The following is a 12,743-nucleotide window of genomic DNA, read 5'->3' as shown; positions in this document are numbered from 1 at the left end:
TGATCGCTGGCATGAGTGACCGGAACGTTCCGTCGGAGGCAGATCGATATTGCGCCACGAATGGATCATCCCGGCCCGACCGGGGATGGCGGAGCGGTGGGGAGCCGTTGTGACGCAAGTCGATTCGATCGGTCAGTTGGGCTTGGGAGTGAATATCAGGAAATAATTCATGTCGTCTTTGACAAAGTCATATTGGCCGATGACATCGTAGCCGGCTTGTGCCGCTTCCTTGAGGACCACATCCCGGTTGACGCCGTGAGTTGTGTCGTTGCCGTTGCGGTCGATGATGCCCACCTTCGCGCCGGGCTGGAGCGCCCCACGGAGGTTACGCTGGAGAATTACTGGTTTCGCGAACTCGTGGTAGCTCTTCAGAATGAGGACGACATCGATCTGACCGGCGGGAAGCAGCGCGCTGTCTTCGTGCCCGAGAATCGTGTGGATATTCAGCAGCTGTTCTTTCTGCGCGCGATCGTTGATGTACGCGATCGCCTCGGGATTGATGTCCTCGGCGTAGACGACGCCGGTACCCGTGACGCGGCGTGCCGCGCGCACCGTGAACCAGCCGGAACCAGCGCCGATGTCGGCAACGGTTTTGCCCGGTGTGATGCTGAGCAGATCCATGACGCGCTCGATTTGCAGTCGGTCTTCGCGGCCGGGGGAATCGAAGATGGAGAGATTGCCGGTGTACGGCGGGCTGGCTTTACGGCTATCGACCTGCTGGCCGGTTCCGCCCGGGAGCATCTCCGCGCCAATCAAGGTGGCCACGGCCAGCATGAGCGCGGCAATTCGCGATTTGGGCATTGGTTCCTCAGAAAGGACGGTCGTCCTTGCTACGATAAAGACTCTGAAAGCAGAAAATGGTTGCTGTCCTCTCTTGCGGCGAACACTCGCATTCGTCTCGGGGCCGGCAAAAGCGCTAGTGACTGCGGCGCGGGGAATTAACCTTCCTCTCCGATCGGCATTAACTTCTCTGCTTCATGGCAGTTTGCCCGATGGTTCTGGTTTACAATTCGGTTACCATCATCTAAGTTGCCAAGCTGTGATCTGTCGTCCTAGGCCCATGTCTTATTCGCTTCGTACCGGACTCGTCCCAGGATGTCTGGTTTTCCTGGCTACCTGGCTCTGTCCGGGTTTTGCTGAAACCCCTCCGGCACAACATCCAACCGCGGCTTCTCTCGAGATCACCAACATTCAGGCCGTTTCCACCGAAAAAGGCGTCGACGTCGAGATCTCCGGCACAGCTGCGCTGACCGGAACCGTAACCGTTCTCGAAAATCCGCCGCGCATCGCGGTCGACATCCCTGTCGATGCGCCGCGTGCCGAGTATCGCCGCATTCCGGTGCAGAAATCCGGAGTCACTGCGATCCGTGAATCGCTCTTCCGCACCAATCCCCCTACGCTGCGGGTCGTGGTCGATCTCGAGAAGCCCGCGGCTCACCAGCTCATCTCGCAAGGAAATAAATTGATCTTGCAGATCGGCTCTGTCGCAACAAGCGGGCCGCCGGCGGCAATAGCCGCTGCGCCTCCTAAAGTGGCCCCTGCGCCCGCGGCTTCCAATTCACCTCCACCCCCGACTTCCAAGCCCCCGGTGGCCTTAGCGTCCAATGTGCCGCTGCACCCGAACGAGACACCGAAGAATTCGCCCAGCCCCGGCACGACCGCCAGCCCCAGCACGCTGGCACTTCGTGGACTATCCATCGTACGGCAGCCGGATGGGATGGTAGTGAAAGCCGAGCTTAGTGGACCTATCAAGCCGCTGGTCTCAGCGCTTAGCAATCCCGAGCGTATTGTTGTGGACTTCCCTAATACGTTGCCAGGAACTGCTCCACGCCGCCTCGCTGTGCATCAGGATGGAATTCAGACAGTGCGCCTGGGGCTGTTTCAGGAAAATCCGCCCATCACTCGCGTGGTCCTCGAGGTAGAGAGCGCGAAGCGACCGCCAAAGATTTCCTTGAACGCGAATGACGTCGTCATCCAGCCAGTGGAAGCCGGCAGCGCTTCCGGCGTCGCTGCTAACGCCGTTAATCCGCGCCCGCCTCGCGTGAGCCGGGTGGCTGCAAATCCGCCTGCTCGTTCCGTGGCGCCGACCGCAGCCGCGGTCTCTCAACATCTTGCAGCAGCCGCTCAACCAACCGCCGCGAATTCACCGTCTCATAGCGCGGCGTCCGCTGCGCCCGCGCCCTCATCCCAGCCTGCGCCAGAAGCTGCCGGGGCTGAGGTCTCGGGTATTACGCCGCAGAAACCAAAGGTGATTTTCCAGAACGGCCTGCTGACCATCGACGCGGAAAATTCCACTATGGCCGACATCCTCTACGAAGTAAGCTCGCAAACGGGTGCGCAGGTCGATATGCCGATGGCCGAGGGAGCCTTTGAGCGCGTAGTGGCCAAACTCGGACCCGGCAACCCCCGGGATGTGATGACCCAGCTGCTGCAGGGATCATCCTTCACTTACCTGATCGTGGAATCGCCCACAGGACTGCAAAAGATCATTCTGACTCCCAAAACCGCCCCCTGAAGTGTGTGCGAGAACTCCTTTCTAGTTTGCCAAATGGTCTGCAACGCGAAAGCCCAGCCCCGCAGAAGCGGTTTGGTTGCCGTGAAGTTTGGTGATATAACCGCCCCAGGAAGCGCAGCGCGAGTTGATTTGCCGTGGCACCCACTCAATCTTCCCGCTCGATGGTCACCGATGCAGTCGTGACCTTTGTGAAGAGCATTCCGCCCTTCCAATATCTGCCTGAAAACGAGCTCCGCCGTTTGGCAGGAACCATATCGCTGGAATATTTCCCGCGCGGCAAGGCGATTCTTACCGCCGGAAGCAAGGCTTCCGATTCGCTTTACATCGTGCAGAAAGGCGCGGTCAAGCTGACCATCCGGACGGAGTTGGGAGAAGAAGTTCCGCTCGACATGCGCAGCGAGGGAGAGATCTTCGGCCTGCTTTCCGTGGTCGGCGGCAATCGCGCCCGCCTGGATGTGACCGCCTTAGAAGATACGCTCTGCTACAGCCTGCCGTGGAGCGAGATGCAAAGGATCATCACCTCCTACCCGAACGTCGCCAGCCACTTCATTCACACCTCGGTCACTCGCTACATGGATCGCAGTTTGAGCGAGATTCGTTCGCGTTCACAGCTTCTGGGCAACAGCGAACGCCTTCTCTATTCGCTCACGGTAGGCGAGCTGGTGGCCCGTCCTCCATTGCTTTGCGATATGACGACCACTGCCCAAGCCGCGGCAGAACTGCTGGCAAAGTCAGACGCCACTTGCCTCTTCGTTACCGACGACGAGGGTCGTGCTCAGGGAATCGTCACCGACAAGGATTTTTCCGTCAAAATCGTCGCCCTAAAACTGCCGGCCGAAATGCCCGTAACCCTGATCATGAGTTCGCCAGTGGTCTCGATTGAGGCTAGCGAACCGGCGTTCCAGGCGCTGGTCTTAATGCTGGGCAACAACATTCACCACATCCTGGTGACGCAGGACGGGGTGCCCAAAGGCGCAATCAGTCATCATGATCTGCTTCTGCTGCAAAGTGATTCGCCTTTGAGCATCGTGCGCGATATTGCCGCTAAGACCGATGTGGAGAGCCTGGCGGTCTCGCAGGATCGCATTGGGCATTTGATTCCCCTGCTGATGCGCGAGGGCGCCCGCGCCAGCCACATCACTCGCGTAGTTGCGGAACTGAACGACCACGTCCTGAATAAGATCCTGCAGCTGGCGGAAAGCAAGCTGGGCAAGCCTCCCGCGCCTTACTGCTGGGTAGTGCTGGGAAGCGAAGGCCGCCGCGAGCAGACCTTCAAAACCGATCAGGACAACGGCTTGATTTATGCCGATCTCGCCGACGAGCGGCAGCCAGCGGCAGCGCAATACTTCGCGGAGTTTGCCGATTTTGTGCACAAAGGATTGACGGCTTGCGGCTATCCGCCATGCCCCGGTGGGTACATGGCCAGCAACGCGCGCTGGCGGCAGCCGCTCGCGCAGTGGAAGAGATACTTCTATCAATGGATTAAGGATCCCAGCATCCTCTCGGCCCAGGATGCGGTGATCTTCTTTGATATGCGCCCGGTGGGTGGCGATCTCAGCCTTTATCACGCGCTTGAAGAATACGTTCGCGATTTGCTGGCATCGGCGGGGCTGTTCAAATCCGTGCTCGCCTATCTTTCTATCATGCACAAGCCGCCACTTGGTTTCTTCCGCACCCTGGTAGTCGAGCGCGGCGGTGAGCACAAGCATGAACTGGATCTGAAACTCAACGGCACCTCGCCCATCGTGCATGCCGCCCGGTTGTTTGCCATCGATGTCGGCATCGCGCGCACCGGCACCCTCGACCGCCTGCTCTCCCTGCAAGCCATCGACTATCAGGATCCCCAACTGCTCAACGACCTGCACGAAGCGTACGAGTTCCTGCTGCTGCTGCGATTAGAGCGGCAACTGGAACAGAAGCAATCTGGCTTGCCGCCCAGCAATTACGTGAACCCTGAATCCCTCACAGCACTGCAGAAGAGCACGCTTAAGGAAGCATTTCAAACCGTCGCGCGCACACAATCGCTGGTGGAATCACATTTCCGCACGGCTGTTTGGGCGCAACTTGATTCCCAAGTCGGATAACGCATGCCCTGGCGCTTGAGTCTGTGGCGGCCTTCGCGACTCGGTCATCTATCCCGGCGCACCCGGCTTGATTGCGCGCGCTGGGCTGTCCTCGATAGCGAACTGACTTCTCTCGATAACCAGTCGAACCGCCTCCTTTCCATTGGGGCCATCATCATGGACGGCGGAAAGATTCGGGTGGGCGAGCAGTTCTATCGCGTGGTTAATCCGGGCGTAGCGGTTCCGGTCAAGACCATCCTGGTTCACGGACTGCGTCCCGATGATGTCGCGCAGGGCGAGCCTCCCAGACAGGTGCTGCAGCAGTTAAGAGAATTCACCGCCGGCGCGGTGCTCGTTGGTCATTTTGTGCGCATCGACCTCGAGGTGTTGCGTAAGGAATGTCGCACGGCCGGCCTGGAGTTCGATCTCCCTGCCGTTGACACTGCTAAAGTGCATCGTTGGCTCTCCTTGCGCAACAAGCGCAGCCCCGAGGCCTGGGACGACCGCACCGACCGCCTCGATCTGATCTCCGTAGCCCGCGAGCATCAGATCGAGGTCGAGGACGCTCATCACGCGCTCTACGATGCGTTTCTAACCGCGCGTCTCTGGCAGAAGTTGCTGACCGAATTAGGCTTGGCCAAGGTCCAGACACTAGGCGAACTGCTGCGGATTGCCGGCGAGTAGTAGTTTTGTACTATTGCTCACGCACCCTCCGCACGATTAAATCCGCCCTCAACATTTCGCAGTGGGGCAACGGGCAAGAGCACGGAAAAATTATCTTCCAAATCATCAGCCGCAAGCTGAAGTCTCGTCCCATTGCACGATGAAAATAACCTTCTCCCGAGGTCCAGAAAATGGCATCCACCACCGTCACTGCCGGTCACAGGGAAATTTCGGGCCAATCCACTACACCTTGGCTTCCCGTCGCGTTGACTCTCGCGATCCTCGTCCTTGTGGCCAGCATTTTCTGGATCGATTCCCGCTATCCAGCGCTTTACAAGAAATTCCATCAGGGAGCGAATGTGCGGGTGCGCGGCGCCATAACATTCGACAACGTGCTGCCAGTCACCCCTGCAATGCCATTGCCGAAGCGGGTCGCGTTCACGACTGTGAACTGGCTGGCGGCAAATCGCGTCGGAATGACCTTCGGATTCCTGTTCGGCGCAGGGCTTCTCAGCCTGCTGCCGCGCTTGAAACGCGCCGCCACGAATAATCCATATAAGAACGTGCTGTGGGGAACGCTGGCCGGAGTGCCGCTGGGAGTGTGCGCGAATTGTGTCGCTCCCATCGGCCAGGGCCTTTATGCCTCGGGCGTGCGCCGGGAATCCGCGCTGGCGACCATGATCAGCTCTCCAACTTTAAACGTGGTAGTTTTGGCGGCCCTGTTCAGTCTCTTTCCTTTGCCGCTGGCTGCCTTGAAGCTTGGAATGACATTCCTCGTGCTGTTGGTTTTCCTGCCTCGCTTGGCTGCAAAATCCGTCAGTGCCGACTCGAGTGGGACTTGTGCGGTTCCCGCCGCGGAAGCGCTTTCCTGGAATCACGCCCTGTTCACCACTCTGAAGACCTACCTCAAAAATCTCTGGTACCTGCTGCGCACCGCAGGATTGCTAATGCTGCTGGCGGCTGCGTTGGGAGCGCTGGCCATCGAACTGATCCCACAAACCGCTTTGCACGCGGCGGTGACCCCACTTCGCCTGACCGCAGTCGCGATCGTAGGCACATTCTTGCCGGTGCCTATGGCGTTTGATGTGTTTGCCTCTTTTGTCGCCCTGCGCAGCGGCGTTCCGCTGCCCTACGTGGCCACCCTCCTCTGCACCCTCGGCGCCTACAGCGTCTATTCTTTCCTGGTGACCGGCAAAGCGATTTCCTGGCGCACCGCGTCCTCGGTATTTGCGGCCATCTCCCTGACCGGAATTCTCGCGGGCATTGCGACCGCGGCGTTTCTCTCCTGATCCGCCGCCTGCCGCAGACTGCGCGTGAAGCGCACGCAACACTCCGCCGCTGATGGAGATAGTGCTACTATCGCCTCCAAGTGATCAGGATTACTTGTGATGTAGAGATTAAGCTCAGCTTCGACGGCATCAGGATGGGCTCACGTCCGCCTGGGCTTGAATTTTGCCGCGGGCGAGCAACAACTCGGCGGAATACCCGCATCTACTCTTACCGTCCCCTCTTCGAGGAGCGTTGTATGCGTCGGACGACAGAAGTGTCTCTGCTGGTCCTGGTTTTCTCCATCGTCATCCTTGTTTTATCGGCAGCCGCAGTTGCACAGGATAAAACCGATCAGGACAACGTCTTCAAAAAGAACGTCGACCTGGTCTCCGTGTACTTCACTGTACGCGATGACAAGAAGCGCCTGGCCGGCCAGCTGGACCGAGGAGAATTCCGGGTGCTCGAAGATGGCAAAGAACAGCCCATCAAATTTTTTGCCAACCACAGCGATGTGGTGCTCAACGTTGGCGTGCTGCTCGATACCGGCACAGGTATGGCCTGGATTCTCAACGAAGAGGCGGCGGCCACGAGCATGTTCATGCAACACGTAGTTCGACCGACTGATCTTGGCTTTATCTTGAGCTATCACGCCCGCGTGGACACGCTTCAAGTTCCCACCTCCGACACTCAGTTGTTACAGGAAAGGGTCGATGAGATTCGCAACTGGGCAACGACATTCGGTACTCCTGATCAGGCGCCCCCGCCGCGAACCTTTCCCGGACCAATTCCTCCCATTGGACCCACGGGGCAGCCCTACAACCAGCACCGTGAAGCCCACCTTTACGATGCCCTCCGGGTTTCTACACTCCGCTACCTTCAGCACGAGATAGGACGAAAAGCGGTGGTAGTGGTTGCCATGTCGGGGGATTCCAAGAGCGAATCCACGCTGGAGGACGCTCTAGAGGTCTTGCTGCAAAATGACGTCATTGCTTATGTCCTGCAGATCTACGATCCGCCTCGCGATCGCACGCACCGCGATCACTGTGATGTGATTCATACCTATGAGAGAGATGAGCACGGAGAAGAAGTGCTGAAGAAGCTGGCGGAGGCAACCGGGGGTCGCATGCTTGAGGTGAGAGGCATGGATAGGCTGAATGCCGCGCTGGACGAAATCTCAAACGAACTTCATCAGCAGTACAGCCTCGGCTACTACCCTGAGAACCAGAACTGGGATGGAAAATTCCGCAAAATCCAGATCGTCACTCAACAGCGAGGCTACAAAGTCTACGCCCGCAAAGGATATTACGCACATCCGAAGTATCAGGCGATGCAGTAGAGGGTCGTCGTAGAGGGCCCACCAGAAATGATCGCTATCCACCGTGAGAATACGAAGAGTCTCATTTCACCGCTATGGCATCTCCAGCAAGTTCTCGATGATCTCAGGGCACAATATCAGGACGCATTGGACTCCTCCCGTTTCCCTCAAAGGTCCAGAGTGACATCCGCGTTCGGCTGGGAACAGCACACGAGCACGTTCCCGGGAGCGGGCCTCTCCAGCGGCTCAGGGTTATAAACAGTCGATCCGGCAATCAGACCGGTCATGCAGGTGTGACAGACTCCAGTCCGGCACGACCATCTGACCTGAACGTCGCAGGCTTCAGCCAGTTCAAGCAAGCTCGCGAATTTCGGATCCCAAGCGGCGGTAATCCCGCTACGTGCGAATGAGACTGGGGGGCCAGATCCGGGCGGCCCTTGTGGCAGGTGAGGCGTGTGATTAACCGGCGCCATACCAGGGGTAATAGTCTCGAGAGAACCGAAGATTTCCGTGTGCACATTCCCGGGGAGCACGCCCCAGTTTCGCAGCCCATCGCGCATATTTTGCAAAAATGCAGATGGTCCACACAGATAGAAGTCACTAGCCTGTGACACGCCAATTCTCTCAAGCAAAGCTATGTCAATGTGTCCGGGAGCATCGAAGTCTATCCCGACGCGGTCGCTTGCAGCGGGCCTGCTGTACACGATGTATCCTCGTCCGCGAGAGAGCTGTTTCAGTAAGGAACGCGATTCTTCTGCAAAGGGGTGGTCGACGCGATTGCGCGCTCCATAGATCCACCAGACCTCTCGTTGCGAGCTTTCGGCGGCCAGTGCGTGGAGCATCGACATGACTGGCGTTGCGCCCACTCCAGCGCTCAGCAGAACCACAGGACCCTGGCTTTGACGCAGCGTGAAGCTTCCTCGCGGTGCACTAACATCCAATACATCGCCTTCGTGTGTACGGTTGCACAGATAGGAACTTCCAATCCCGTTTAATTCGCTCTTGACGCTGATGCGGAAATGGTCGGCTGCCGGCAGATCAGACAGCGAATAGCTGCGAAGAACGGGGGAGTTGCCCGGGTCGAGATGCAAGCGCAAGACAACAAATAAACCCGCCTGGAAGACAGGGAGTGGTTGCCCATCGATTGGCTTAAGGATGAAGGAAGTTACGCTATCGCTTTCCTTATGAATGTTCCCGACTCGCATGGGTCGAAAGCCGGGCCATGCTGGAGCTTGTTCCTCATTTGCGAGTCCCGGATTCCCTGCAACGCCTTTCGCGCTCGACTCTTGTTCGAGCATCGCTTGGAAAGAAGATTGCCAACCTTTGCTTAGAGCCGGTATGCGGAGCGCACGTTCCAGTTGCTCGCGAGAGTGTCCAGGCAAATACAGGAGAGCATCAATATCGGCCACGCTCATCCGTTCTGGACCGTCAGCAATTTTCACGATGTCATCGCCCGCACCAACTTCTCCCTCCTGCAATACACGAAAGTAAAATCCTGGTCTGCGATGTGCTACGAGCAGGGCCGGCATACGAGCTTCGTTCATGCGGATGCCCACGCGGTAGCACGTTACGCGCGGCTGTGTCACCTCAAATATCGCGTCACCAATGCGGTAGCGATCCCCAATGCAGACCTCGTTATCAGGAAGTCCCTCAACCGTGAAGTTTTCTCCGAACTGGCCGAAGATGAAGTCATTACGTGCAAGGATGCGTTCCCAATAGTGATAGGAGTCCATCTGATAAACAAAAACGGCTCGCCGCTCCCCACCATGACCAACGAGATCGCCTTGGGCATCGCCAACAATATTGAGCTTGCGCACCATTCGCCGTCCCGTGACCGGAGATTTCCAGACTGCGGTGCGGACAGTTTTGCCGTTCCATGTCACGTCGCGTGGAAGACCGACATTTAGCGAAAGCAATCGGGGCATTGATACCTCGTCGAAGTCCGGCATCTGGTTAGAACCCGCTCGATCCAGACAGGTTTCACTCGCATAAGAAACCGCAGATCAAACGACCCGATGTAGCCGGGGTGCCCCACCCTGAGCCGGGGGCGAAGGGTGGGAACAGGATTCGTCGCACGCAACAGCTGAAGTGACCCCGCGGCCGCTGGCAGACTAACGAGGAACGTGACTACAGGATGCCTTTTGCAGACCTCGAATCATCGGCAGCAGATCGATCGCGAGTCGAGCCTTCTCGATACAACCACTGGCCCCCACCTCGAGCGAGCGCGCCAGCATCTGTTTAGGGTCGTGTTGGCTGACAATCAGGATTTTGGTTTCCGGAAACTTCTGCTTCAGAACACGCGCTGTTTCCAGGCCGTTTCTCCCCGGCATACTGATGTCCAGCAAGATCATGTCAGGCTGTAGCTCAGTTGCTTTTTGAATCGCATCTGCCGAGTCCGATGCTTCCCCACACACTTCAATGCCGTCTTGCTGCGCGAGAAGCCCCACTATCGCCCGCCGAACGAACTGGTTGTCATCAGCGATCAGGATTCGCATGGGCGATTCTCCGCTTCAATTCCTAAATAGCGGCTTGGAGAGACTCGGCTGTCGGCGAATCTTCTTCTCCCGCGCCTTTCGGAAGTGGAATCGTGACCAAGATCTTAGTTCCGCTGCCCTCCGAATGAATCTTCATTTCGCCTTCAAATTGACGCAGCCGTTCCCTCATCCCGCGGATGCCCACGCCTGAACTTCCGGATTGAATTTCAGCCAACCGCTGAGGTGACATGCCGTGGCCTTTATCCTCTATGCCCACGGTGACCTCACTTCCTAGACGCGCAATTCGGATGGATGCCGTTTTACTTCCCGAGTGACGATGGATATTCGTCAAACACTCTTGTACTAAGCGAAAAACTACCAGTTCCATATCGCGCGGCAATCTTCCGAAGTCTTCTGAGATCTCCAGGTTGATTTGCAACCCGCTGCGCTCGACAAGGCCTTGTGTATACCAGGTGAGGGCAGAGTACAGCCCGCTCTCGTCCAGCAAAGGCGGGTGCAGCAGATAAGACGTGGTTCGAATGTCTCGATGCAACTGCTGAACCATTTCCTGGATGGTTTCCGCTTCGGTCGCAAGTTCAGGAGCGTTGCGGCCCGCTTTCTGGGCAAGCTGAACCAGGTTGACGCCCAAGACCGTCAATGTTTGGCCGGCACTGTCATGCAATTCTCGCGCAATGTGTCTGCGTTCTTCATCTTGCGATCGCAGCAAACGCCAGGAGAGCTCCCGAACTTGCTCGGATTGCCTCAGTATTTCGGCATTTCGCTTCTCCAAGTCTCGCGTGCGAGCGCGTACCTCTGCGTCCAGCGTCTCAGCCAACTTCCGGTATCTGTCCTCGGCGTCTTTGCGCGCTGTCACGTCGCTTGCCGCACCGAACCATTCGATGATCTTACCTTTGTCATCGAGTAGCGGAACAGCGCGCGAGTAAGCCCATCCCAAGGTCCCGTCTGTCCGACGGACTCGATGCTCAAGTTGGAATATGCTCTTGGCCCGCACTGCCTCGCGCATCGCCCGCAATACCAATTCCCGATCATCGGGATAGATGTATTCTTCCAACCAATCCGTTCTGGGTTTTCCTGTATCGGAGATAAATCCCCTGCCTTCGAGCTGGCGCATCTCGCTCCAGTCGGGACTCATACGATAGACCACATAGGAAGTGGCATTGACGAGTGCGCGGAACCGCCCCTCGCTTTCGCGCAGCACGCTTTCGGCTCGTGCTCGCTCTTCCCCCTCTTGATAACGAGAGATGATGATGCCCGCGGCCTGTGCCAGCAACGCTGCGAGCTCACGGTCGCGCGATGTCGCGTCTCGCGGCTCCTTGAAATACATGGCAAAGGTGCCGACCACTTTCCCTCCCGACGTTTCCACGGGAAAGGACCAGCATGCGCGGTAGTCAAACTTCTCAGCCACCCCCAACCATGGCTTCCAGCGCGCCTCTTTGGTTACATCGGGAGTAATGACCGGCTGACCGGTGTGTACGGCCAAGCCGCACGCCAGCGACTCCGGACCGATCTTAAATCCATCAACACATTCCGCGTAGTCTTCGGGCATGCCCGTGACGTGCTGCAGCGTGGTCCCGCTGGCATCGGCAATATAAAAGGCACACTTGGCTTCGCCGTCTGTCTGCTCGACAGCGGCCTTGACGAGGACACCAAGAGATACGTCAAGCGGCGCAGCGTTGACTGCGGCTTGGAACGCTTCCTTCTGGCCGGCAAGCCACTTTGCACTTCGGCGCAGCGCCTCCTGGGCCTGCACTCGCTCGATGAGATCGGCGGCTTGTCGCGAGAGGATGTCCAGCAGGCGCAGGTCACGCTCCGACGGCTGGTGTGGGTTGCGCCAGTGGGTGGAGATCATGCCCAGCAACTTTCCGCTGCGCGACAGCAGAGGTGTGCTCTGCCCGGCGTGAATGTCGGCTGCCAGGTAGGCTGCTTGGTCGGCGCTGCCAGCCATGAATTCGCAGGTTTTCACATCGGCTGCGATCGCCCGCTTCCCGGTGCGGAGAGCCTCACCGCATGTGCATCCCGAATCAGGTCGCACCCATTCCCAGAACTTCGCAGCTTGTGGACTCAGTCCCCGGTAGCCGAGCATGCGAAGCTCCCCACCATTACCACGCTCGGGATAAAACGCCTGCATGGTGGCGTAGTCCGAACCCATGATGGCGGCCGCAGCATCCAAGATCTTCTCGTAAATTGAGCCGACGTCCTCGTAGATCAACTGCGCGCTGACGCCCCGCAGGAGTTTGATATCGGCGATCTCGTGCTGGAGCCGATTGCGTTCGAGTTCAGCTTCGGCACGGAGCTTGCGTTCTACTTCCGCAGCTTCTCGCCGTGTTCGTGCCATATTCAGCTGCGAATTGACACGTGCCAGCAGTTCGCGAGTGGAGAACGGTTTGGTGAGGTAATCGGCGGCTCCGGCGCCGACCCCCGCG

9 protein-coding genes are annotated in these 12,743 nt (G+C 58.0%); 5 read left to right on the top strand and 4 right to left on the bottom strand.

Annotated elements, in window-relative coordinates; genetic code table 11:
* Window positions 1–132 precede the first annotated feature (132 nt).
* On the bottom strand, window positions 133–801 hold the full coding sequence (locus tag VEG30_14075; GenBank protein ID HXZ81052.1) for a class I SAM-dependent methyltransferase: 669 nt from the start codon (window positions 799–801) through the stop codon (window positions 133–135).
* 259 nt (window positions 802–1,060) lie between these two features.
* On the opposite strand from VEG30_14075, the gene VEG30_14070 reads away from it, so the two are divergent.
* The 5 genes from VEG30_14070 (at window position 1,061) to VEG30_14050 (ending at window position 7,846) form a co-directional block, all read left to right on the top strand.
* Window positions 1,061–2,515 carry an AMIN domain-containing protein gene (locus VEG30_14070; GenBank protein HXZ81051.1) on the top strand — a complete coding sequence of 485 codons (1,455 nt, stop codon included), beginning with the start codon at window positions 1,061–1,063 and terminating at the stop codon, window positions 2,513–2,515.
* 134 nt (window positions 2,516–2,649) lie between these two features.
* A complete protein-coding gene (locus VEG30_14065) occupies window positions 2,650–4,599 on the top strand; it encodes a DUF294 nucleotidyltransferase-like domain-containing protein (protein ID HXZ81050.1) in 1,950 nt (649 codons plus the stop codon).
* Window positions 4,600–4,602: 3 nt separating this feature from the next.
* Complete coding sequence (locus VEG30_14060; GenBank protein ID HXZ81049.1) at window positions 4,603–5,262, top strand: 3'-5' exonuclease; 660 nt, start codon at window positions 4,603–4,605, stop codon at window positions 5,260–5,262.
* Window positions 5,263–5,432: 170 nt separating this feature from the next.
* Window positions 5,433–6,530 carry a hypothetical protein gene (locus VEG30_14055; GenBank protein ID HXZ81048.1) on the top strand — a complete coding sequence of 366 codons (1,098 nt, stop codon included), beginning with the start codon at window positions 5,433–5,435 and terminating at the stop codon, window positions 6,528–6,530.
* Between the two features lie 236 nt (window positions 6,531–6,766).
* Window positions 6,767–7,846, top strand: a complete 1,080-nt coding sequence (locus VEG30_14050) for a VWA domain-containing protein (GenBank protein ID HXZ81047.1) — start codon at window positions 6,767–6,769, stop codon at window positions 7,844–7,846.
* A 146-nt stretch (window positions 7,847–7,992) separates the two neighbouring features.
* Here the strand turns inward: VEG30_14050 and VEG30_14045 are convergent, their stop codons facing one another.
* The 3 genes from VEG30_14045 to VEG30_14035 form a co-directional block, all read right to left on the bottom strand.
* Entirely contained in the window at window positions 7,993–9,750 is a 1,758-nt protein-coding gene (locus tag VEG30_14045; protein HXZ81046.1) for an MOSC and FAD-binding oxidoreductase domain-containing protein, read from the bottom strand.
* Between the two features lie 186 nt (window positions 9,751–9,936).
* Complete coding sequence (locus tag VEG30_14040) at window positions 9,937–10,320, bottom strand: response regulator transcription factor (GenBank protein ID HXZ81045.1); 384 nt, start codon at window positions 10,318–10,320, stop codon at window positions 9,937–9,939.
* A 22-nt stretch (window positions 10,321–10,342) separates the two neighbouring features.
* On the bottom strand, window positions 10,343–12,743 hold a 2,401-nt coding region (locus VEG30_14035; GenBank protein HXZ81044.1), incomplete at its 5' end, for a GAF domain-containing protein.

The organism is Terriglobales bacterium (assembly GCA_035624455.1).
Taxonomy (GTDB): domain Bacteria; phylum Acidobacteriota; class Terriglobia; order Terriglobales; family Acidobacteriaceae; genus DASPRM01.
The sequence above is the reverse complement of the archived record's forward strand: the minus strand, read 5'-3'. Positions and strand labels throughout refer to the sequence as shown.

Coding starts and splice junctions, on each gene's coding strand:
- VEG30_14075 (HXZ81052.1), bottom strand. CDS start 801: ATGCCCAAATCGCGAATTGCCGCGCTCATGCTGGCCGTGGCCACCTTG.
- VEG30_14070 (HXZ81051.1), top strand. CDS start 1,061: ATGTCTTATTCGCTTCGTACCGGACTCGTCCCAGGATGTCTGGTTTTC.
- VEG30_14060 (HXZ81049.1), top strand. CDS start 4,603: ATGCCCTGGCGCTTGAGTCTGTGGCGGCCTTCGCGACTCGGTCATCTA.
- VEG30_14055 (HXZ81048.1), top strand. CDS start 5,433: ATGGCATCCACCACCGTCACTGCCGGTCACAGGGAAATTTCGGGCCAA.
- VEG30_14050 (HXZ81047.1), top strand. CDS start 6,767: ATGCGTCGGACGACAGAAGTGTCTCTGCTGGTCCTGGTTTTCTCCATC.
- VEG30_14045 (HXZ81046.1), bottom strand. CDS start 9,750: ATGCCCCGATTGCTTTCGCTAAATGTCGGTCTTCCACGCGACGTGACA.
- VEG30_14040 (HXZ81045.1), bottom strand. CDS start 10,320: ATGCGAATCCTGATCGCTGATGACAACCAGTTCGTTCGGCGGGCGATA.